Annotated in this window: 19 protein-coding genes; 6 read left to right on the plus strand and 13 right to left on the minus strand. The window is 64.8% G+C overall.

Features of this window, described 5'->3' with window-relative positions:
- From FVP60_RS13150 to FVP60_RS09365, 4 genes are all read left to right on the plus strand, one after another.
- Nucleotides 1–247: HNH endonuclease (locus FVP60_RS13150; RefSeq protein ID WP_222705916.1), on the plus strand; the 247-nt coding region annotated here is incomplete at its 5' end.
- 174 nt (nucleotides 248–421) lie between these two features.
- Nucleotides 422–859 (plus strand): VOC family protein, encoded by a 438-nt coding sequence (locus FVP60_RS09350; protein ID WP_147826031.1) that lies wholly within the window; start codon nucleotides 422–424, stop codon nucleotides 857–859.
- Between the two features lie 720 nt (nucleotides 860–1,579).
- Nucleotides 1,580–3,751: an Ig-like domain-containing protein gene (locus tag FVP60_RS09360; protein WP_147826032.1), complete on the plus strand. Its 2,172-nt coding sequence runs from the start codon at nucleotides 1,580–1,582 to the stop codon at nucleotides 3,749–3,751.
- Nucleotides 3,752–3,822: 71 nt separating this feature from the next.
- The gene (locus tag FVP60_RS09365; protein WP_147826033.1) at nucleotides 3,823–4,407 is read left to right on the plus strand and encodes a hypothetical protein; all 585 of its coding nucleotides are present in this window, start codon (nucleotides 3,823–3,825) and stop codon (nucleotides 4,405–4,407) included.
- 56 nt (nucleotides 4,408–4,463) lie between these two features.
- On the opposite strand, the gene FVP60_RS09370 is transcribed toward FVP60_RS09365, so the two are convergent.
- The 10 genes from FVP60_RS09370 to FVP60_RS09415 all read right to left on the minus strand — a co-directional run bounded on the left by FVP60_RS09370 (nucleotide 4,464) and on the right by FVP60_RS09415 (nucleotide 14,194).
- Nucleotides 4,464–4,778: a nucleotide pyrophosphohydrolase gene (locus tag FVP60_RS09370; RefSeq protein ID WP_147826034.1), complete on the minus strand. Its 315-nt coding sequence runs from the start codon at nucleotides 4,776–4,778 to the stop codon at nucleotides 4,464–4,466.
- Nucleotides 4,779–4,808: 30 nt separating this feature from the next.
- Nucleotides 4,809–5,243 (minus strand): D-aminoacyl-tRNA deacylase, encoded by a 435-nt coding sequence (gene dtd / locus FVP60_RS09375; RefSeq protein ID WP_147826035.1) that lies wholly within the window; start codon nucleotides 5,241–5,243, stop codon nucleotides 4,809–4,811.
- Between the two features lie 47 nt (nucleotides 5,244–5,290).
- Nucleotides 5,291–6,292: a siderophore-interacting protein gene (locus tag FVP60_RS09380; RefSeq protein WP_147826036.1), complete on the minus strand. Its 1,002-nt coding sequence runs from the start codon at nucleotides 6,290–6,292 to the stop codon at nucleotides 5,291–5,293.
- The gene (locus FVP60_RS09385) at nucleotides 6,282–7,082 is read right to left on the minus strand and encodes an ABC transporter ATP-binding protein (protein ID WP_147826037.1); all 801 of its coding nucleotides are present in this window, start codon (nucleotides 7,080–7,082) and stop codon (nucleotides 6,282–6,284) included. The genes FVP60_RS09380 and FVP60_RS09385 overlap by 11 nt, the downstream gene beginning before the upstream one ends.
- Nucleotides 7,079–8,161 carry a FecCD family ABC transporter permease gene (locus FVP60_RS09390; protein ID WP_147826038.1) on the minus strand — a complete coding sequence of 361 codons (1,083 nt, stop codon included), beginning with the start codon at nucleotides 8,159–8,161 and terminating at the stop codon, nucleotides 7,079–7,081. The genes FVP60_RS09385 and FVP60_RS09390 overlap by 4 nt, the downstream gene beginning before the upstream one ends.
- Entirely contained in the window at nucleotides 8,158–9,180 is a 1,023-nt protein-coding gene (locus FVP60_RS09395; RefSeq protein ID WP_147826257.1) for a FecCD family ABC transporter permease, read from the minus strand. The genes FVP60_RS09390 and FVP60_RS09395 overlap by 4 nt, the downstream gene beginning before the upstream one ends.
- A gap of 20 nt (nucleotides 9,181–9,200) precedes the next feature.
- Nucleotides 9,201–10,241, minus strand: coding sequence for an iron-siderophore ABC transporter substrate-binding protein (locus FVP60_RS09400; protein ID WP_147826039.1), 1,041 nt, complete (start codon nucleotides 10,239–10,241; stop codon nucleotides 9,201–9,203).
- 144 nt (nucleotides 10,242–10,385) lie between these two features.
- Nucleotides 10,386–11,654, minus strand: a complete 1,269-nt coding sequence (locus tag FVP60_RS09405; protein ID WP_147826040.1) for a tetratricopeptide repeat protein — start codon at nucleotides 11,652–11,654, stop codon at nucleotides 10,386–10,388.
- The gene (locus FVP60_RS09410) at nucleotides 11,651–12,925 is read right to left on the minus strand and encodes a tetratricopeptide repeat protein (protein ID WP_147826041.1); all 1,275 of its coding nucleotides are present in this window, start codon (nucleotides 12,923–12,925) and stop codon (nucleotides 11,651–11,653) included. The genes FVP60_RS09405 and FVP60_RS09410 overlap by 4 nt, the downstream gene beginning before the upstream one ends.
- A gap of 57 nt (nucleotides 12,926–12,982) precedes the next feature.
- Nucleotides 12,983–14,194: an ATP-binding protein gene (locus FVP60_RS09415; protein WP_246132551.1), complete on the minus strand. Its 1,212-nt coding sequence runs from the start codon at nucleotides 14,192–14,194 to the stop codon at nucleotides 12,983–12,985.
- Nucleotides 14,195–14,332: 138 nt separating this feature from the next.
- Here FVP60_RS09415 and FVP60_RS09420 point away from each other — a divergent pair, with 138 nt between their 5' ends.
- Nucleotides 14,333–15,886, plus strand: a complete 1,554-nt coding sequence (locus FVP60_RS09420; RefSeq protein WP_147826042.1) for an SDR family oxidoreductase — start codon at nucleotides 14,333–14,335, stop codon at nucleotides 15,884–15,886.
- A gap of 467 nt (nucleotides 15,887–16,353) precedes the next feature.
- Here FVP60_RS09420 and FVP60_RS13055 read toward each other — a convergent pair whose 3' ends face one another.
- From FVP60_RS13055 to FVP60_RS09430, 3 genes are all read right to left on the minus strand, one after another.
- On the minus strand, nucleotides 16,354–16,503 hold the full coding sequence (locus FVP60_RS13055; protein ID WP_187240630.1) for a hypothetical protein: 150 nt from the start codon (nucleotides 16,501–16,503) through the stop codon (nucleotides 16,354–16,356).
- Nucleotides 16,504–16,653: 150 nt separating this feature from the next.
- Nucleotides 16,654–16,923, minus strand: a complete 270-nt coding sequence (locus FVP60_RS09425) for a hypothetical protein (RefSeq protein ID WP_147826043.1) — start codon at nucleotides 16,921–16,923, stop codon at nucleotides 16,654–16,656.
- A gap of 111 nt (nucleotides 16,924–17,034) precedes the next feature.
- Entirely contained in the window at nucleotides 17,035–19,539 is a 2,505-nt protein-coding gene (locus tag FVP60_RS09430; protein WP_147826044.1) for a DEAD/DEAH box helicase, read from the minus strand.
- Nucleotides 19,540–19,747: 208 nt separating this feature from the next.
- On the opposite strand from FVP60_RS09430, the gene FVP60_RS09435 reads away from it, so the two are divergent.
- Nucleotides 19,748–21,406, plus strand: coding sequence for a variant leucine-rich repeat-containing protein (locus tag FVP60_RS09435; protein ID WP_147826045.1), 1,659 nt, complete (start codon nucleotides 19,748–19,750; stop codon nucleotides 21,404–21,406).
- Nucleotides 21,407–21,503 lie beyond the last annotated feature (97 nt).

The raw sequence follows: 21,503 nt of genomic DNA on the forward strand, positions 1-21,503 counted from the left end.
CACCGCCGCATGGTGCGAAATCCACCACGTCACTGACCACGCCCACGGCGGCCCCACCCACACCGACAACGGCGTCCTCCTCTGCTGGCACCACCACCGCTACCTCGACACCAGCGGCTGGAACATCTGCATGCGAGACGGCACCCCACACGTCCGCCCACCCCGATGGATCGACCCCCACCAACACTGGCGACCCACCACCCCACCGCCAGGGCGTGTGATGGGCGCCCGCGAGCAGCGGGAATAGCGAGGGGGAGAGGTGTGCCCGCAGTGGGGCGATGTGGAACCAGGTCGGTTCCACTCCCTCCATTCGCGCCCGACCCCGGGAAGGCCGGCCCGAAGTCCTAACACTCAGCGGCATCCTGGGCATTGGGCTTCCACCCCTCCCTCAACGCCCCTTCAACGAAGTAGCCTGGGCGGCATGAGCGGACTCATCCCATACATCTTGTTCGACGGCAACGCGGCCGAAGCGCTCACCCAATACCAGGCGATCTTCGGCGGCAAGCTGCACCTCTACAACTACGAAGCGCTTGGGCGCACAGACGGCCCCGGCGAGGCGATCGGCCACGGCATGGTCATCGGCGCCGTTGAGCTCGCGGGTGCTGACGCAGCCGCAGGTGAGGCATCCGTCACCATGACTGGGATGTTCTTCTCCCTGCTCGGCACTGCAGATCCCGGAACGCTCACGCAATGGTTTGATCAGCTTGCCGACGGCGGAACCATTGTCGACCCGCTGCAGAAGCGGCCGTGGGGTGATTACGACGGCACGGTCACCGATCGATTCGGAATCTCCTGGCTGATCGGATATCAAATGCCAGAAACCTCGGACGCCGATGGTGCCACGAACGCGGAAAGCTGACGCCCACCAAAACCCGCGCACAAATGCCCGCCCGGCGTGCACAAAAGATGCACTTTGAGCGCGAGAGGTGTGCGAAATCCCACGGGAAAAGCCCAGATCAAAATAGCAAACGCACTCAACGCGAGAAACGTAGACACTATTCACGTTTAGTGTCTGATCGCTATTTACTTTTCGAACAACGGCCGATACTTTGAGGTGTTGCGCAAGGGAGATGCGCGGCGTGACAACTCACTCGAAAGCTGGAGCCGCTGTGCCCGAAACCACCGCCCCCTCAACGACCCGACCACGCTGGTTTCGAAGCCTCGCGGGAGCCGTAGCAACAGCGATCCTCACTGCGGGCCTCTTGGTTCCGGCGCTCGCTGCCCCCGCAAACGCAGAGCCAGCACCAGCCGCAACCACGTCAGCGCCCACTCCAACCGCCACCCAGGCGGCATCCGAAACGGACGCCAGCGAACCAGACGCCACGGAACCCGCCCCAGCGCCTGCCGCAGCCCCAGCCCCAGCGTCCGCCGCAGCGCCAGCACCAGCCCCCGCCGCAGCCCCAGCCGCAACCGGAGTGACGGCGGTGGACCTCATTATTTCGCCGAATACTTTCGGGCACCGCACCGCGTTCACGGTTACCACCTACACGGCGCGCGTGACTCCTGCGGTGGCTGGAGTTCGGGTCTCGCTGGCGTTCTCTAACGCCGGGTTCGACTACCGGCCACGATTCAATTCGGTGTGACCGATACCAACGGTGAGGCGGCGTGGCAGATCCCCACAGGGCGGGCTGCCGGCGCTTGGCAGAACGTCACCGTCACCGCGATGCCGGCTGACGGGCCGGCCGTGAGCGATAGCGTTCTCTCGAGGATTGAGCCTCGTCAAATTGGATTCTCTATCAGCCGCGAATCCTTGCCCACTATTACGTCCCCCACACTCGTATCCGTCGTCGTATCAGACGTCTTGCCCGCCCAAGCGGGCGTAGCGACGGTCGCGATTCTTGACGGCGCCACCGCGGTTACCTCGGGCGCCATCGGACTCAGCGGCGCCCCGTCGAACACGCTGTGGCTTCAGGTTCCGCCGCCCGCCGTGCCCGGCGCACGCATCTACCTCCTCACCTTCTCGGGCAATGACAGCGTTACCGCGTCCGACGTGCCGTTCGTCATCACGTGGAGTCGCGAGCAACAAACTCTCGCACTTGACGTTCAGCCGCCCACCCCGACCGGAGGCGCGAGTCTCGGCATGACTCTCACCGATCCTCGCGGTGCGCGCATTTCGGGCACCGTCGACTACTCGGTCAGAGACATGACGCCGGCAGCCAACGTCGTCGCATCCGGTGTCGCCACTGTCGACGCGAGCGGAACCGCGCGGGTCATCCTGCCGACCCTGCCGGCCGGCCAGCACTTGGCAACGGCGACGGCGCGGGAGTCAGCGACCCACCACGCCAACAATGCGGGATGGCCATTCTTCATCACTCAAAATGCCACCACAACGACCCTCGCACCCGTCTCCGACGCTGTTCATGGCACGTTGCAAACCTTCGTCGCGACCCTCTCCGGTGGCACCGATTACACCGGCGTCGTCTTCTTCAGCGACGGCGGTACGCTCATCGGGCTCGCCCCGGTCGTCAACGGACAAGCGACGTTCGCCACGAGCCTGCTCAGTGTGGGGCCGCACACGATCGTCGCGGAGTACATGGGCGACGCGCAGAACAGTGCATCGCGGACGACCGCGAGCGTGAACGTGCTCGCCTGGCAGAGCGCCGTCACTGCGGTCGCCTCCAGCACCACCGCAGACGTCGGCGACACTCTCACCCTCGACACCACCGTCACGCTCTCCGATCCCACCGCCCCGCTTGTGGCAGCTCGCGCCGCGGTTCCGGCTCCGACGGCAGACGGAACCGTGCAGCTGCTGGTCGACGGAGCGCCCGTTGGCGACCCGGTTGCGCTGGTAGCCGGGCAAGCAACGTTGCCGGTACCGACGACCGTCGCCGGTGAGCAGCAGATTTCTGCGCGCTTTGTGCCGGCGGGGTTGACGGCAGTCGGGTCTGACTCCGCGGCCAGCACCATCACCATCGCGGGTCTGCAACAGAACATCGCCGTCGAAGCACCCGCAAGCCTCGATGTCGTCACACCGTTGCCGGTCAGTGTCACGCTCACCGATCTTGACGACGCCCCCGTCGAAGGGCGCGCCTTCACCCTGAGCGTCTTTGGCCCCGACAGCGGCGCCGAAGTATTCACTGCCAATCTCGTGACGGGAGCCGACGGCAGCACCGAGGTTACGGTTCCGCCCCTCGCGATCGGCGAATACCGCATCGTCGCCACGGCGGCGGCCACCGACGTGCTCGCCGCGGTGTCGAGCGAGGCGACCGTGAACGTCGTGCCCGTCACCACCACAACGACGGCGTCGGCCTCGCCGACCGCAGATCACGGTTCCAGCCGCACCCTCACCGCGACCGTCACGGGCGATAACCCGAGCGGCGTCGTCGAGTTTGTGCGCGACGGAACCACGCTGGGCACCGCGAACCTCGCGGACGGCGTTGCGGTCTTCGCCACCACCGCATTGCCCGCTGGCACCTACGACGTTGTCGCTCGATACCTGGGCGACGACCGCAACAGCGAATCGAGCGGAACCGTGTCGGTCACGGTGACCGCAGTGGTAAACCCCACACCCACGCCCGAGCCGACGGTGACGCCCGAGCCGACGGTGACTCCCGACCCGACGCCGACCGTCACGCCGACAACCGAGCCGACGTCTACACCGGAGCCGACCCCGGCCGCGACCATGACCGCGACCCCCGCGCCGCTTGCCGCGACCGGATCATCTGACGCTCAGGGGCTGTTCGCTGTGGCGCTTCTTCTCCTCGGTGCAGCGGTGCTCACCATCGGCCGCATGCGTCGCCAGAGGTCGTAACGCTCGGCCTCCCTGGGGATTCTCGGCCGAAATGCCTCGTTGATCGTTACGATCATCCCCAGGGGGGCATTATGAAAAAGCAACTGATCGCGGCAGCCGTGATTGTCGGCGGCATGCTCGCACTCTCGGGCTGCGTCGCATCGCAAACGGGTGGGTCTGATGACCCCAAGGTCATCACGGTTCCCGAGTCGCTCACCCCGACCAACGTTCCCGATCCGGTGCAGAAGGTTGACGCCGCCTGCGCCTCGTCGTGGGTGAAGTTTGAGCGGCTGCTCACGCAGTACGATGCGGAAAGCGCACGGCTCGCAGCGGACGCGCAGGTCGAATTCAACCCCGACGACCCCTTCGACATCCCGCGTGACGCCGCCGGCGCGGCCGACTACTACGCAGGTCTCAGCACCCTCACCGTCACGTTCGGCACCGAGCTGGTGGCCGTCGCTGACAGCGTCACCAACCCGCAGGTCACCGAGGTGATCGACGAGATTGCCGATGGCCACATCGACGCCGGCGAATTTCTCGCGGTCTACGCCGACCCGGCCACCAGCGACGACGACATCGCCGACTTCGAAGACGACTACTTCGAAACGTACGCGGCAATGTCGCAATACGCCTCGCTATGCGGAGAAACCCTCACCGGCGGAACCAGCGACAGCTGAGCGGCTAGACCCCGAAACCGGAACCACGGCGCACGAAGCGCACCTGGTTCCGTCGACTATTCAATCGGCGCGATGCGCCCGCGGGTGTGCTCCACGGGATACTTCAGCCGCGTCTTCTCGAGCTTCGACAGCAGAATATCGTCCAGGTCGAAATCCATCACCCGGGCGAGCGCGATGCAGTAGTGCAGCACATCGGCGAGCTCATCCGCCACCTCGCCGCGATCGGCGTCATCGCTCCACTGAAACAGCTCAAGCAGCTCGGCGGCTTCGATGCTGATGCTCTTTGCAAGGTTTGACGGCGAATGAAACTGCTGCCACTTGCGCTCTTCCGCAAAGACTCGCAGGGCATCGAACGTGCGTTGATTCACCATACGCCGACGCTACCAGCGCCAGCCCGAGCGCTACAGGGTCGCGGTGTCGAGCAGCATCGTGAACGGGCCGTCATTCACCGATGAGACCCGCATCATGGCGCCAAACTCGCCCGTCTCAACGTGCGCGCCAGCGTCGCGCAACAGCGAAACCACCCGCTCAACGAGCGGCTCCGCGTGCGGCCGGCCCGACGCCGCCGTCCACGACGGGCGACGCCCGCGCCGAGCATCACCGTAGAGGGTGAACTGACTCACCACGAGAATTGGCGCGCCCACGTCAGACGCGCTCTGCTCGTCATGCAGGATGCGCAGATCCCAGATCTTGCGAGCGATTTTCGCCGCCTCGGCCTCGCCGTCATCGTGGGTGACTCCGACGAGCGCCAGCAACCCGGGCTCCGGCAACTCGCCAACGATGGTTCCGTCAACCTCAACCGACGCGCTCACTACCCGCGTGACAACTGCTCGCATGCCTCAAACCTAGCGTCCTAACGCATCGCGAGCCGGCGCCACGAAACCTAACCCCGCATCGCGACGCCCTTGCGCCAGTAGCCCATGAACGCGACCTGCTTGCGGTCGATGCCGAGGTCTTTCACGAGATGGCGCCGCAGCGTCGTGACCACGCCCGATTCGCCGGCAATCCAGAAGTAGCGAGACTCCGCAGGAGCGTCGTGGGCGGAACCGTCGGCTACGGAACCATCGGCACCCGCGGGCGCCGCGATCTCCTCGCCGAGTCCCGAGAACACCGGGGTCTCCCACAGCAGGTCTTCGGTCTCGACATCGCGAATCTCCAGATCCGCTTCGGTCTCGGTGCCGAGGTAGTCCAGCACCGCGGGAATCAGCAGCGTGCCGTGGGCCTCGCCGTCGCCGCGGGCGATCCAGCGCACCGAGAATCCGGCGGGCGCGGCGATCGGCAGCACGTCGTCGGCCGACGGAACCTCGATAAACGCCACGCCGCGCAGGGTGGGGGAGTCTTCGATAATGCGCGCGATAGCGGGGGCGGCCGTCTCGTCACCGGCCAGCACCACGGCAGGAGCGACGCCCGGAGCAAACTCGATGCCGCCCCAATCGCGATCGCGTCGGGGGCCGGCAATCACCAGCTCTTGACCAACGCGGGCCTGCGACGCCCACGTCGACGCCGGGCCGGTGAGGCCGGGCTGCAGGTGCAACACGAATTCGACGTCAATCTCGGTCTCACCATCGACCACGCGAATATCGCGAATCGAATAGGTGCGCATCGAGCCGCGCTCTTCCTCCGGCAACGCCACCCATCCCTGATACCAGCCATCCTCCACCGTGATGTGCGGAAGCACGCCGCTGGCCGGCGGGAAAATCAGCTTGATACGCAGGTCAAACACCGCGCCCGGGGTGGCAAACTCACGCAACTCTTCACCGGCAAACGTCACCCGCACATAGTTCGGCGACAGCGGCGCAACAGCCGCGACCTGGGCGCGGGCAACAACGAAGGGCGGCAGCTCGGCGACGACAACAGGTTCGGTGGATGGTGATTCAGCGGACATGATGCCTTCCCATGGGGGTGACCATCGGCTTTCCAGAAACCGGGTCGGTGGTGATGTGGTTTGCAATGCCAAATACGCGCTCAACGGTCGCCGACGTCAGCACCTCAGCCGAGGTTCCGTTCGCCACAATCTGCCCGTCTTTCATGGCAATCAACACATCGGAGTAGCGCGCGGCAAGGTTGAGGTCGTGCAACACCATGACGATCGTGGTGCCGCGCTCGCGGCAGAGGTCGGTCAGCAGGTCAAGAACGTCGACCTGATGCGCGACATCCAAAAACGTGGTGGGCTCATCAAGCAGCAAGATGTCGGTCTCTTGAGCCAGCGCCATCGCGATCCAGACGCGCTGGCGCTGACCACCCGAAAGCTCGTCAACCGAACGCTCGGCAAGCTCGGCGATGCCGGTGGCTTCGAGCGCGTCGGCGACCACGTCGTAGTCGTGCTGCGTCCAGCGGGCCAGCGTCTTTTGATGGGGGTGACGGCCGCGACCAACAAGATCGGCAACCACAATACCCTCCGGCGCCACCGGGCTCTGTGGCAGCAGGCCAAGCACCCGCGCGACCTCTTTCGTCGGACGCGACTGAATCGACTCGCCATCGAGAATGACGGAACCAGCGGCTGGCGTGAGCAGGCGAGCCAGCGCGCGCAGCAGGGTGGATTTTCCGCAGCCGTTGGCGCCAACGATCGAGGTGATCGCGCCGGGCGCGATGGTCACATCGAGACCGTCGACGATGGTGCGGTCGCCGTAGCCGAGCGTGAGGGCGCTGGCCGATAACTGATGAGCGGCGGTCACAGTGAGCCTCCGGAACGGTTGGTGCGAATGAGAAGCCAAATGAGGTACGGCGCGCCCACGACGCCGGTGATAACGCCAACCGGCAGGCGTGAGTCAAACGCGAACTGGCCAACCAGGTCGGCCACGATCACCAGAAGCGCGCCGACGAGGGCAGACGGAACCAGCAGCGAGCCGCCGGGGCGCACCAGGCGCGCAGCGATGGGGCCGGCCATGAACGCCACAAACGCGATGGGTCCGGTCGTTGCGGTCGCGAACGCGAGAAGCACGACGGCGCCCGCGATCAGGGCGATGCGGGTGGTGTTGATGCGCACGCCGAGGCTCGCGGCGGAGTCGTCGCCGAGCATCAGCATGGTGAGCCCGCGCGCGTTGAGCGCGAACAGTGCCAGCACCACGAGCCAAGCAACCGCCAGCGGCCACACTCGCTCCCACGTCGATCCGTTGAGCGAGCCGGTGAGCCACCGCATGGCCGCCTGAATGTCCCACTCATCGGCACGCGAAAGCAAGTAAGAAACCACGCTGTTGAGCATGGCCGCCAAGCCAATGCCCATCAGAATGAGGCGGGCGCCGGCAAAGCCACCCTTGTTCGACAAAAGGTAGAGCGCCCCAGCGGTCAGGGTCGCGCCACCCAGGGCCAGCAGTGAAACTGCGGTGTCACCCAACCCCAGCGCCACAATGCCAATCACGGCGGCAGCCGAGGCGCCGGGGGCGATTCCGATGATGTCGGGCGAGGCAAGCGGGTTTCGCAGCATCGTTTGAAAGGTGACACCTGCCACGGCGAATGCGGCGCCGGCCAGAATCGCCGTCACCGAGCGCGGCAGACGCAACTCGCCGACCGTAAACGAGGCGCCAGGAACCTGCTCACCCAGCAGCACCCGAATCACCTCATCGGGCGTGTAAAACTGCTTGCCGATCATCAGGCTGGCGACGAAAACGATGACCACGAGCGAAGCAAGCACCACCGTCACGGTGAGGCGCTGGCGCCCGCGCGAGCGGCGGCTTGCCTGCAGCCGCGAAGAAAGATCAGAGCGCACCCCGGAACCTGTGGGCGCGTGGGGGGAGGTCGTCGCGTTGGTGGTCATGACAGCTCCCGCACGCGCTGACGGCGCACAATCCAGATGAAGAATGGTGCGCCCACAATGGCGGCCACGATTCCCACCTCAATCTCTTCTGGCCGGGCAATCACGCGGCCAAGCACATCGGCGCCGACGAGGAGCGCGGCCCCGGTGACGGCGGCAAACGGAACCAGCCAGCGGTGATCCGTGCCGACGAGCAGGCGACAGAAGTGCGGAATCACGAGACCGACAAAACCAATGGGGCCGGCGATCGCGGTGGCGGCTCCGGCAAGAATGACGGCACCGAGGGCGGAGACCAAACGCGTTCTGGCAACGTTTTCGCCAAGACCCGCTGCCAGGTCATCGCCAAGTGCGAGGGAGTTCATGCCACGCGCGCTGAACAGGCAGATTAACGCGCCAACGGCAAGCACCGGGGCGAGCATCGAGATTTTCTCCCAGCTGGCGCCGCCAACGCCGCCAATCTGCCATGACTGGTAGTTCTGCAGCAGGTCAACGCGCGGCAACATGATGGCGCTGATGAGGCTACCAAATGCCGCCGTCGTGGCGGCTCCCGCCAACGCGAGCTTCAGCGGCGTCGCGCCGCCCCGGCCGAGCGAGCCCACCGTGTACACAAAGACCGCGGCGGCTGCGGCGCCGACAATCGCGAAGCCCATGTACGCGTAGGGGTGGGTGATGCCAACGAACGCGATGCCAATGACAACGGCGAGAGACGCGCCATGTGTCACACCGAGAATGCCGGGGTCGGCGATCGGGTTGCGAGTGACCGCCTGCATCGCCGTGCCAGAAACAGCGAGCGCTGCGCCAACCAACAGGGCAAGCACGGTGCGCGGAATGCGCTGCTGAATGGCAGCCTCGGCAACGCCATCACCGGTTCCGCTCAACGCGCTCACCAACTCGTCAACCGTCACCACCCGCACGCCGAACGCCACCGACAGCAGCGACAGCACGGCGACGACGGCAAGGCTGATGAGCAACCACAGCATGCGCACCGATGTCGAGCGCCGCATGGTCGCGGTGCTCGACATCGGCGCGGCAGCGAGGGTTGTCACTTCGCGGCGGCGTCCGCGAGCAGCGCGAAGTAGTCGGTGATGCCCCAGTCGATCGACAGCGGCGACGGGTTAGCCGACGCGGCCAGCGGCGTCGCGTTCGGCAGGATCGCCACGCGACCGGCAGCGATCGCCGGAATCTTCGACAGCAGCGGGTCTGCCTGCAGTGTCGCGATCGTCGTGTCATCGCCGTAGGTGACGAAGACGTCAACGTCATCGAAAAGCTCGGCCTCTTCGGCACTCACCTCGACGTAGAACTCCTTCGATCCCTTCGACTTCTCTTCGATGATCGCCGGCTGCGGAACACCGAGCTCAGCGAGGAAGCTGGGGCGCGTGTCGTGCGTCGTGTAGAAACCGATCTTGCTGAGGTCGGTGATGTCGAGGTACGCAAACATGACGGCGGCGTCGGCCAGCGCGGGTTCGGCCGCGAGGGCTTCGATGGTCGTCTTCTCGAGTTCGGCGATCAGCTTGTCACCTTCGTCGGCCAGGCCGATGGCCTCCGCGTTCATTTCGATCATCTGCTGGTAGGTGGTTCCCCACGCGATGTCGGGGTACGCGACGACCGGCGCGATCTTCGACAGCGTCTTGTAGTCCTCCTCGGTCAGGCCGGAGTATGAGGCCAGAATGACGTCGGGCTCAGTCGCGGCGATGTCGTCGAAGGGAATGCCGTCGGTTTCGTCGAACAGCGCCGGGGTCTCGGCCCCGATTTCGGTGAGCTTGTCTTCAACCCAGGGCAGCACGCCGTCACCGTCGTCGTCACCCCACGTCGCCTTGCTCATGCCCACCGGTACGACGCCAAGCGCGAGCGGAACCTCGTGGTTCGCCCAGGCCACCGTTGCGATGCGCTCGGGCTTCTTTTCGATCGTGGTCTCGCCGTAGACGTGCTCGATGGTCACCGGAAAAGCATCGGCAGACGCGGGGTTGGCGCCGACCGCGGAACCATCGGCGGTGGAGGTCGTCGTGTCTGACGTGGCGCAGGCCGTGAGGCTGAGGGCGAGGGCAGCGGTAAGGCCGAGACCCGCGAGGCGTGAAGCGCGCATAAGCGTTCCTTCGAGGAGGGGAATGGGGTAGATCGCCACCGACGAATCTTGATCAGACGTTGGTAAGGCTTGCCTAAGCTAACACATTTTGAGGGTGCACAAAAAGTCGCATCGGTGCACAAAGCCCCGGCTCGAGGTGACGTGTTAGTGCAGGCCGGCTCCGGGGCGTGGGTCGTGGGCACCCAGTCCGACGGCGAGATCCCAGAGCCACGTCGCCAAGCTCGGCGCGAACACGCGATCTTCAGTATCGCGCCACAACAGGCGCCCGCCCGGCCCGACGATCAGGTAATTTCCGGCGTCGTCGCTCGCGACGACGGCCAAATACGAAGGTCCATCATCTCCCCACAGCGGTTCCGTTTCGGGATCGGCGATCATCGCCGCTTCGAGTTGCGCGATCTCGGCGTCTGCCAGCAGGCGAAACGGATGTGCCCCACCCCACAGGGCACCGGTTCCGGCGTCTTGCCCGTTATGCCACTCCGTGATCGACGACTCTCCGGCGCCGGCACGCGCCTGTTCCCGGGTTAGTGGCGGGTGCAGCGTGCGGGCCAGTTGCTCTGGCATGACCTCATCGAGGGCGGCGAGCGCAGCGCTCACACCGCTGTCGTAACGATGCTCCATCAGGTATGACCAGGCGTACTCGCCAATACCCGCCTCCCGAAGGTCATCCATCGTGGCCCCGGAGACGCGGATGGGGGTCAGGAACGCCTGCGCAAGCTTAAGGAGCACTTGCGCGGCTTCAAACGTTGGCTCTTCACGCAACACGCGCAAGGCGATCGTCTCAGCCTCCTCGGGGCGATACGTGTACAGGTACGCGAAACCGAGTGTGACCGCGAGGATGGTTTCGGTGGGATCGAGTGCAATCGCGCGTTCGGCGACGGGGAGAAAAACCTCCGGTGTGGCGCCAGAATCGAGTAGGTGCGCCGCGTGCAGGCCAACCGCGCTGGCGTAGTCCTCCGGGCTCATCTTGGCAGCCTCGGCCACCGCCTGCTCCACCAGATTCCATCCCTCGGATCGAGACCGTGCAAATGTCACGATCTGACCGAGCATCAACAGATCCATCCACTTCTCACCCGGCGCTTCGCGCAATACCTGTTCGGCCAGGGGCATGGCCTCCACCTTGTTTTCGGCGTCGTATTCCAGATCGCGAAGGTCACGCAGCGCATTGACGTACTGCCGGTCTCGCCGTGAGACCAGCTCGCGCAAGAGTTCGCGAGCCTCGGCGGTGCGGCCGACCTCCAGGTAATGACGCGACAGCAGAATAATCTGCCCCGTCATTTGCGGCGCGCGCGAGAGAATGCTGAGCGCCAGCTGCTCAATCATCGGGTGATCTGGCTGCGATTCGTACAACTCCCATGCCAGGGTGCGGTCACGTTCGGTCTCGTCGCCGTCGAGCTGCCCCGTCGTATCGCTCATCGATTGCCTTTCTTCAGTGCCGCGCCCGGACGCGGATCCGCGCCGCCAAAATCGGCAACCCGATCCCAGAGCCAGTCGGCGAGGTTCTCGGCCAGCACCTGCTCGTCGCCGTCAGCAGTGCGCTGCACGAAGCGCCCGCCCGCGCCCGTGCCGGCGTAACCGCCAGCATCGTCGGTCATCACAAACCCGTAAAAGCCGTCTTGCTCGGCAAACGGCGACCACGCCGAAGGCTCGGCCGCAACGGTGGAGTCCAGCTCTTCGATCTCCGCCGAAGACAGCAATCGCAACCGAGAGTCGGCGTGCCAGAGCCCGCCGGCACCCGCAATCTGACCGTCATGCCAGCGGGCAATCTCCGGATCGCCCGCCGCGGCTCGAGGGTCGGGCGCGGGTGGCAACAGGGATGCGGCAAGGCCGCTGGGCATCACGGCATCGAGCGCTGCCAGAGCAGATGCCACATCGGTGCCGTAGAGGTAGTCACGCAGCATTCGCCACATGTACTCGCCCAGCCCGGCATCGCGCAGATCTTGAATCGTGGCATCCCCGCTGTCGAGCGGCTTAACGAGGCTCTGTACCAACGACATGCCCATGGTTGCCGCGCCATCCGTCGGATCCATTCGCAGTACCCGCAGCAGCATGTCACGAGCCTCGTGCAGTCGGTAGTGGTACGCGTAGGCGAAGGCAAGCACCGTCGAGAGCTGCACATTGGCGGGACTGGCAGTAATCGCTTCTTCCGCCGCGATCAGCAGGCGTGCTGGTTCCGCCCCGGCATCCAACAGGTACGCGGCGCGCCGCGCGAGAACATCCGGATACGCGCGAGCATCAACCACCGCGCAATGCGCGACCGCTCGGTCCAGCTGATCAAAGCCGGTCTCGGGATCGAGACCCCAGATTTGGGCGACGCCGAGTTGCATTTGCTGCTGCCAGTCTTCTGGTTCCCGCTGCACAACCTGTTCGGCGAGCCGGAGCGCCTCGGTGAGGTTACCCTCGCGCCGCTCCAGATCGCGCAGACTGGCAAGCGCGGCGCTGACGGAGCCAGAGCTTGAGCTGATGAGGGTGGCATACGCGGCGCGAGCACCGGGAATATCGCCGATGGCCTCACGATGACGCCCGAGCACGAGATGCATGCTTACGAAGCCGGGGGCACGCTGCAACACGCTTCCGACGAGCTGTGCGATGCGGGGGTTCTCGGGTTGAACCTCCACGAGTTCCCACGCCAGATCGCGGTCACGCTCAATCGCGCGCCGTTCAGAGAAGTTCGGCTTCGAGCTCACTGCGTCCCTCACGTGCTCGCGTTCCACATCCGACCCTATGGCCGAACAAGTGCTACTTCACTTCATGCCGTGTTTCACGCGGTAGGCGCGCAACTGTGCAAAGGTTCCGTCGTCGATGCCGTAGTCCAGTACCGGCGCGACCTGATCAAACCACGAGGTCGTTGAAGCCGTGATGTCTGCGGCTGCCTCTTGGAGCGCCGCGGTGGTGACCGGAACCACGGTGGCAGACTTCATCGAGGCGCTGAGAGATTTCTGCAGGGCCACCTTCGCGACCTGCGCAATATCGGCACCAGAAAAGCCCTCCGTCGCCGCCGCGATTTGCGTGACATCGACGTTGTCGGTGGGTTTTCCTTCTAACGCGCCCTGCAGGATCGCGGCGCGGGCGATGGCATCGGGCGGCAGCACGACAACGGTTTTGTCGATGCGACCGGGGCGACGAAGCGCCGGATCGATATCCCATGGCCGGTTTGTGGCGGCGAGGAAGTACACACCGTCGTTCACGCTTTGCACGCCGTCGAGCTCTTCGAGCAACTGCGTCACGATCATGCGGATGGATTGGGAGCCGCCACCGCCGGAGGAGCGCCGCCCACCAATCGCATCGAACTCGTCAAAGAAGATCACGCAGGGTGCGGCGGCGCGGGCATCATGAAAGATGCTCTGGATTGCCTTCTCGCTGTCGCCCAACCACTTGGAGAGCAGATCTGCCAGGGTGACGTGAATGAACGAGGCACCGAGGTCTCCCGCGATGGCCTTCGCGATATACGTCTTGCCGCATCCGGGAGGGCCGTACATGAGCAGTGAACCGCCGGGCTTTTGCCCAAAAGCGGCTGCCATCTCGGGGTTGCGCAGCGGCGCAAGAAACGTTTCGTTTAGGTGCTCTTTCACCTCGGCAAGCCCCGCGACATCGGCCAGTGTGACGCTCGGGCGTTCGGCATCCCACAGCCCCGGCTGATCGAGATCGTCGTCGGCGCTGTCGTCTGCGCCGGGGGCGGGGACGGGCTTATCGTGCGGCGCGCCAGAAGCGCTCGCTTGCGCTGCAACGTTCGGTTCTTCGCCCCGACGCAACCGGGCGGCCATCAGTCGGGCTCGCATCACGCGCACCCGAGCGGCGTCGCCGCCATCGTTCTCGAAAGCCGAGATTTCATGCGCCGCGCGGTCAACATCGTGCTGCAGCAGCAGCGCGATGAAGTCTTCCCGCAACGCCATGTCGGTGCGGTCGGCGGCAACTTCGGCCGCGATCACCTCAAGAAAATCGTTGTCATCAGCCACAGCGTCCCCCTCATGTCGGCTTGATTTTTCCATCGTAGCGATCGGCCTTACGCGCTCCCAGAGGTCGGCCGATCCGACCAGCGGATTGCCAGGGATCGCCCCGACCGACCTCACAGCGAGGCCGCCTAAGATCGATAAGTGACCTCGCGCGACGATTCTCTTGCCCACCCCGCTGACTCCGATCTTTCGGCAACCGCGGCAACGGATGGTTCCGTCACCGGCATTGATCCTCGCGAACTTGCCATCGCGCTGAAGGTGCTGGGGCAGGTGCAGTTTCTTGAGGCCGACCACCCCGACCACATCACGGTGCGCAAGGCGACGAGCGAGATGGTCAAAGACATTCGCGAGACCCGCCGCAACACCCGCAAGTTTGCGAAGCGTGCGGCCGATGCCGCGGTGATTGCGGCCACCGCAACCGGCGCCGCCGACCGCATTGACGACGAGACGCGCGGCATCACGCTGACCGCCTCGATCGAGGCGCCGTCGGCAGGCGAACTGCTCAAGCCGCAGAACTGCTACATCTGCAAGCAGCCCTATACTCGCGTCGATGCGTTCTATCACCAGCTCTGCCCGGAGTGCGCGGCATCGAGCCATGCCAAGCGGAACGCGCGCACCGACCTCACCGGAAAGCGCGCGCTGCTCACCGGTGGGCGCGCAAAAATCGGCATGCACATTGCGTTGCGTCTGCTGCGCGATGGCGCCCACACCACGATCACGACGCGTTTTCCGCGTGATGCCGTGCGTCGTTTTCAGGCGCTTGAAGACTCGGCAGACTGGCTGCATCGCCTGCGCATTGTCGGCATTGACCTGCGCGACCCCGCTCAGGTGATGTCGTTGGCCGACTCGGTTGCAGCGCAGGGTCCGCTCGATATTTTGATCAACAACGCCGCCCAGACGGTGCGGCGCTCGCCGGGCTCGTACTCGCTGCTGGTTGACGCCGAGTTGCAGCCGCTGCCCGATGGCCCGCTGCCGGAGATGGAGACCTTCGGGCACACCGCCGACCCCCACCCGCACGCGCTGGAGGCCTCGGTTGCCGAAAACCCGCTGCTGTCGGTGGCGTCGCTGGGCGGAACCGTCGCTGTTGGCGCGCCGGCGATTACCGCCGACGAGCTGACCCGCCTATCGATGGCGGCCGGTGCCGCCTCGATCGAAAAGCACCGCGACGGAACCGCGATCGATGCCGGTGGCCTCGTGCCCGACATGGAACACGTGAACTCCTGGGTGCAGAACGTCGGCAACATCGACCCGCTCGAGATGCTCGAAGTGCAGTTGTGCAACACCACGGCGCCGTTCATTCTGATCAATCGCCTGCGCCCGTCGATGTCTGCCGTCGAGGCTGGTCGCGCCTACATCGTGAACGTCTCGGCCATGGAGGGTCAGTTTGCCCGCCGCTACAAGGGGCCGGGCCACCCGCATACCAATATGGCCAAGGCTGCGCTCAACATGCTCACGCGCACCAGCGCCGGCGAAATGTTTGAGACCGACAACATTCTGATGACCGCCGTTGACACCGGATGGATCACCGACGAGCGCCCGCACTACACGAAGCTGCGCCTCGCAGAAGAGGGCTTTCACGCCCCACTCGACCTGGTGGACGGCGCCGCCCGCGTATACGACCCGATCGTGCGAGGCGAAGCCGGCGAAGACCTCTACGGCGTCTTCCTCAAGGACTACAAGCCCCACGCCTGGTAGCCGGCAGCCCCGCGGGCAGCCTGGTTCCGCCCCGCCCCGGCGGGAGCGGAACCAGACAAACCTTCCCGAAACACATTCTGGTCGGCGAGACACATGCGGCGCGGTGGGGTTTCGCCGACCAGAATGTGTTTCGCGGGCTGGGGTGAGAAAAGCGAGAGGCGCCAGCACGAAGTGCTGACGCCTCGGAGCTGCTGGGGCTACTTAGATGTCGTCGCCCTCGGCCTGTGAGGGGTGACGGTCGAACCACGCGGGGATCTCCGCGAAGTCCATGGCGTCTGCGTCAAAGGTTTCGGTGCTAACCATCATGATGTTTCCTCGAATTCTCATCGTCTTCGATGTGACGTGACCGGCGTGGTCACGGGCTGGGAAATCTGCTCCTAGCCGGATATGTAACTCCAGAATGCGCTCTTCGAGAGAAACACAACCCCCAAATTCGAGTTAAGAGTCGTGCAGTTTTGACGCTTCGATTAAGAATCGTCGTTCTTAACGAAGGATCTGCCAATCCCGCGTTCAATATTTGCGTTGTCGCCGTCATAGCTCGCGGGCACGGGCCCGCACGCTGACAGGGTGATTCCGATGCTCAGTGCCGCCGCAATGACGAAGAAGTGTCGTTTCATGCGACAACCCTCGCGCCGTCGGCAAGCGCACGGAGCGAGGGAGCTTCACCTGGGGAGAAGGCGCCGCAAACGCCGCGCGGGGGAGGAACGTTCGACGCACCCTGAGCTCACGCGAGATCGCGCGAGAGCACCTAACCCCGCGCGTATCGCCTAGTTGAGCTCTTCGCCAGCGGGTGGTTCCGTCGTGTCGCCAGCGGCTGGTTCCGCCCCCGCCGGCTCCGTAGCCGCGGCCGCCAGCGCATCCATCGAAAACGAGATTGTCACCGACTCGGTGCCGCCCAGCGGCCCGCCTTCAAGCAACGCGGGGGAGACGGCTCCCGCGTTGTCGAGGCGGGCGGCATCAAACTCGGGGTTGTACGGCTCGGCGGGCAGGCCGCCCCAGTCTTGCGGTTCTTCCGGACGCGATTGAAAAAGTCCCATGCGTCCATTGTGCGCGCCCGCATGAACGTTGTCTGGACGAACGTGATGCGTGAGCGGGGCGCCCTAGAGTTGCCCGACCGAAATCCCCTAGAGCTGCCCGACCGACATCCCCTAGAGCTGCCCGACCGAAATCACGGTGACGACCGCGGCTCCGGCCTCGTCCGATGCATCGAGATCGACGGTCGCGGTGAAACCCCAGTCGTGATCGCCCGCCGGATCGTGCAAGATTTGCCGCACCGTCCAGGTGCGCGTATCGGTGCCTTCAAACACCAGCATGGCGTTGGAGCGGGCATCGGCATCGGTCAAGATTTCGTCGTGCTCGGCGAAGTATCCGTCGAGCGCGTCATCCCAACCGTCTGCCCCAATGCCCGGGTCAAGCTCGGCCAGCGCGTCGACGTCTTCCCGCGCCGCCAACTGCACGCGGCGGAACAATTCATTGCGCACCAGCACGCGGAAAGCACGCGTATTGGTCGTGAGGCGGCGAGGCGCAGGCGGAACCACGACATCGTCAGCCGGGTTCTCGACGCCAGAGACCAACTCTTCCCACTCATCGAGCAGTGAGGAGTCAACCTGGCGCACCAGCTCGCCGAGCCATTCGATCAGGTCGTGCAGTTCGTCGGTCTTGAGCTCGTCTGGGATGGTCTGGCGAGCCGCGCGGTACGCGTCGGAGAGGTAGCGCAGCACCACACCCTCAGAGCGGGCGATCTTGTAGAACGCGACATACTCACCGAAGCTCATTGCGCGCTCGTACATGTCGCGCACCACGGACTTGGGGCGCACCTCGAAGTCACGAATCCAGGGCTGCGCGGCCGCGAACGTCTCAAACGTCGCCGTCAACAGCTCCTCGAGGGGCTTGGGGTAGGTGACCTGCTCGACGAGCTCCATGCGCTCGTCGTACTCGATACCCTCCGCCTTCATCGCGCCGATGGCCTCGCCGCGCGCCAAAAACTCCTGCTGCGAGAGCACCGCGCGCGGGTCATCCAGTGTTGCTTCGACCACCGAAATCATGTCGAGCGCATAGCCCGCATCATCGGGACTCATCACCGAGAACATCGCCAGCGCATAGGGTGACAGCGGCTGGTTGAGAGCAAAGTTAGCCTGCACATCAACGCGCAGCCGCACGTGCCCATCGACCACCTCGACCACGCCGGCATCGCGCAGTGTGCGGTAGATGCCGAGGGCGCGTCGCGCCAGCTCAAACTGGCGCGAACGTGACTCGTGATTGTCAAAAACCAGCTTGCGCACGGTGTCGAGTGCCCCGTCACCGCGCGCCAAAATGTTCAGCAGCATGCCAGCCGTGATCTGCATATGCGATGTCAATGGTTCCGGCTCGCTGGCAATCAACTTCTGAAACGACGGCTCGCCCCACGACACAAACCCGGCTGGCGCCTTCTTGCGCACAATCTTCTTCTGCTTCTTCGGGTCATCACCCGCCTTCTTCAGCGCCGCGGCGTTCTCGGTTTCATGCTCGGGCGCCTGCGCAACAACGGTGCCGGCGGTGTCGTAACCGGCCCGCCCCGCACGACCCGCGATCTGGTGAAACTCGCGCGCGTTGAGCTGGCGCATGCGGGTGCCGTCAAACTTGGTGAGGGCGGTGAGCAGCACCGTGCGAATCGGCACGTTGATGCCGACGCCGAGGGTGTCGGTTCCGCAAATCACCCGCAGCAGTCCCCGCTGGGCGAGCTGCTCGACGAGCCGGCGATACTTCGGCAGCATGCCGGCGTGGTGAACGCCGATGCCGAGGCGCAGCAGTCGACCGAGGGTCTTGCCGAACGCGGTGGTGAAGCGGAACCCGCCAATGAGGTCAGAGATTTCGTCGCGTTGCTCGCGGGTCGCGATTTTGGCGGAGGAAAGCGCCTGCGCGCGTTCCATGGCAGCCGCCTGCGAGAAGTGCACGACGTACACCGGCGCCTGGTTGGTTTGCAGCAACTCCTCGATCGTCTCGTGGATCGGGGTGGTCTCGTAGAAATAGTGCAGCGGAACCGGGCGCTCAACGCCGGTGACTTCTGCGGTGTCGCGCCCGGTGCGGCGAGATAGATCGGCGGCCAGTTCTGTGACATCGCCCAGTGTTGCCGACAGCAGCAAGAACTGCGCTTGCGGCAGGGTGAGCAACGGAACCTGCCACGCCCACCCGCGGTCGGGGTCGCCATAGAAGTGGAACTCGTCCATCACGACTTGGCCCACCGGGGCCTCGTCACCACCACGCAAGGCGATGTTCGCGAGAATCTCGGCGGTGCAGCAAATGATGGGGGCATCGCCGTTGACCGACGCATCGCCGGTCACCATGCCGACGTTCTCGGCGCCGAAGATGTCGACGAGCGCGAAGAATTTCTCGCTCACAAGCGCCTTAATAGGTGCCGTATAGAACGTGCGCTGCCCGCGAGCCATCGCGGTGAAGTGCGCGGCGATCGCTACGAGCGACTTTCCGGTTCCGGTTGGCGTCGACAAGATGACGTTGTTGCCGCTCATCAGCTCGATCGCCGCTTCGTCTTGCGCGGGGTACAGCGAAATGCCGGTCTCTTCGACCCATGTGACAAACGCCTCATAGATTGCGTCGTCGGTGACCGCGCCGGCAGCGCGGAGTGCGGACGGGTCAAGAGGTGGGGCAACAGACATGATGTATTGATCCTCGCACGCGGGTGATCTTGCCGCCGGGGGGAGGCGCCGTCGCGGCGGCTTTCGGGCGCAATCGTTGTTCAGATGTGCCTGAAACCGCGTAGAATGGCCATCAGCAATCTGTCATGCTCTTTTAAGAGAGCTCTCGGCCACGCAATCGCACGTTGGCTTAGAGTCGGCACAGATACATCACACAGAGGGGGACACTGTGAACGATCCACGCATTCTTTTGAATGACCCGAATACGACTGCAGCGCAGCTGGCCGAGATCGCGGGTTCGCACCCGGAACTTGCCGCCCAGATCGCGCAGCACCCGAACTGCTACCCGGCGCTTCGTGATTGGGCCGGCCAGCAGGTCGCCCGCATGCAGGCCGCCGCACCGCAGCAGGCCGCCGCACCGCAGCAGCCTGCCGCGCCCGCGCAGCCCACGGCACCCGCCCGCCCGGCTCAGCCCGTGGTTCCGGGGCAGACGGCCCAGCCCACCTACCCGCAGCAGCCGGCCGCTCCGGCCCAGCCGCAGTACCAGGGCCAGCCCGCGCAGCCGCAGTATGGTGCGCAGCCTACGCAGCCGCAGTTCGCTGGCCAGCCCGGTCAGCCCGGCGGCTACGGCCAACAGCCCGGTTACACCCAGGGCTATGGTTCCGCGCCCGCGGCACCAAAGAAGAAGACGGGCCTCATCGTGGGCATCGCGGCCGGTGCCGTGCTTGTTATTGGTGGCGGAACCATTGGTGCTGTCGCGCTCAGCGGTGGCTTTGGTGGTGCGGGTGGCGCTGGTTCGCCGCAGGCGGCCGTGACCAACCTGTTTGACTCGGCAAAGTCGGCCGACGTCATGGGCTCCATTGGCGCGATTGCGCCGAGTGAGGCTGAACTTTTCGCTGACACGTTTGCTGAGCTTTCTAAGATCAAGGGCGAGGGCGACGCACGCTCGTACGACGAGATCATGAAAGATCTGCAAGGCGCGATGCAGATCGACATCGCTGACGTCGAGATGACGGAAGACGAGATCGCCGAGGAGATCGTGCGCGTCACGCTCACCGAGTGGACAGTCACGATCGACGGCGACGAAGAAAAGGTCGCCGACCTCATGATGGAGCTCACCGAGTCTTCCATGCGCGGCCAGTACGAGAACTTCGGCTACACGGAGTCTGAGATCGACGAGATGATCGAGTCGCAGCGCGCTGAAGTCATCGAAGAGATGGACTTCCCGCAGACGATGACGGCTGCTGATTTCCGCGACGAGTCCGGCTCTGACCTCTCGGTCGTTTCGGTCAAGGAAGACGGTCAGTGGTACGTCAGCGCACTCATGACCATGGCTGATGTTGGCTTCCAGCAGTCGCCTGACTGGGACGACTCGAAGCTCGGCGAGAAGGTTCTCGAACCGACCAAGTACGACTCGCCAGAAGCCGCAGCCGTCGGCCTCACCGACGCGATCGCCTCGGCAGACCTGACGGAAATCACGAAGTCGCTATCGTTGCCGGAGCGCCGCGTACTGTCGATCTACGGTCCGATTATCGGAGACGACCTGGGCGGTAGCGGCCCGTCATTTGACCCGACCGATTTCTCATCTGAGGTCGTCGATGGCAAGGGACGCATCACGATCGACGAGCTCGGCATCGGCGGCGTCGGAACCATTGAGGGCTTGTGCTTCACGGCTGAGGGCGGTTACGGCGAGAAGATGTGCCTGGACGACATTCCGGTTCTCGAGAAGCTCGGCATCGCAGACATCGACCTGATTGCGGTTGAAGAGCAGGGTGGCTGGTTGGTTGCTCCGCTTGGAACCATCGGCGACGCCACCTCGATCATCGCGAAGAACTTCGTTGAGTACTACAACGAAGGTCGCATGGACGAACTGACTGAAGGCTTCTAAGCCTTCGAGACGAGTCGGGGGCGCCCCCGGGGGGGGGGGGGGGGGCGCGGCGCAGGGGTTGGGGGCGGTGTTGGAGTGCGAGTGTCGGCCACGCAGG

The sequence above is a fragment of the Microbacterium mitrae genome (assembly GCF_008017445.1).
Lineage (GTDB): Bacteria > Actinomycetota > Actinomycetes > Actinomycetales > Microbacteriaceae > Microbacterium > Microbacterium mitrae.

Excerpts from the sequence above, each read along its gene's own strand:
- FVP60_RS09425 (WP_147826043.1), bottom strand. The coding sequence starts at position 16,923 with ATGGGACTTTTTCAATCGCGTCCGGAAGAACCGCAAGACTGGGGCGGC.
- dtd (WP_147826035.1), bottom strand. The coding sequence starts at position 5,243 with ATGCGAGCAGTTGTCACGCGGGTAGTGAGCGCGTCGGTTGAGGTTGAC.
- FVP60_RS09380 (WP_147826036.1), bottom strand. The coding sequence starts at position 6,292 with ATGTCCGCTGAATCACCATCCACCGAACCTGTTGTCGTCGCCGAGCTG.
- FVP60_RS13055 (WP_187240630.1), bottom strand. The coding sequence starts at position 16,503 with ATGAAACGACACTTCTTCGTCATTGCGGCGGCACTGAGCATCGGAATC.
- FVP60_RS09350 (WP_147826031.1), top strand. The coding sequence starts at position 422 with ATGAGCGGACTCATCCCATACATCTTGTTCGACGGCAACGCGGCCGAA.
- FVP60_RS09400 (WP_147826039.1), bottom strand. The coding sequence starts at position 10,241 with ATGCGCGCTTCACGCCTCGCGGGTCTCGGCCTTACCGCTGCCCTCGCC.
- FVP60_RS09405 (WP_147826040.1), bottom strand. The coding sequence starts at position 11,654 with ATGAGCGATACGACGGGGCAGCTCGACGGCGACGAGACCGAACGTGAC.
- FVP60_RS09395 (WP_147826257.1), bottom strand. The coding sequence starts at position 9,180 with ATGTCGAGCACCGCGACCATGCGGCGCTCGACATCGGTGCGCATGCTG.
- FVP60_RS09430 (WP_147826044.1), bottom strand. The coding sequence starts at position 19,539 with ATGTCTGTTGCCCCACCTCTTGACCCGTCCGCACTCCGCGCTGCCGGC.
- FVP60_RS09365 (WP_147826033.1), top strand. The coding sequence starts at position 3,823 with ATGAAAAAGCAACTGATCGCGGCAGCCGTGATTGTCGGCGGCATGCTC.
- FVP60_RS09390 (WP_147826038.1), bottom strand. The coding sequence starts at position 8,161 with ATGACCACCAACGCGACGACCTCCCCCCACGCGCCCACAGGTTCCGGG.
- FVP60_RS09370 (WP_147826034.1), bottom strand. The coding sequence starts at position 4,778 with ATGGTGAATCAACGCACGTTCGATGCCCTGCGAGTCTTTGCGGAAGAG.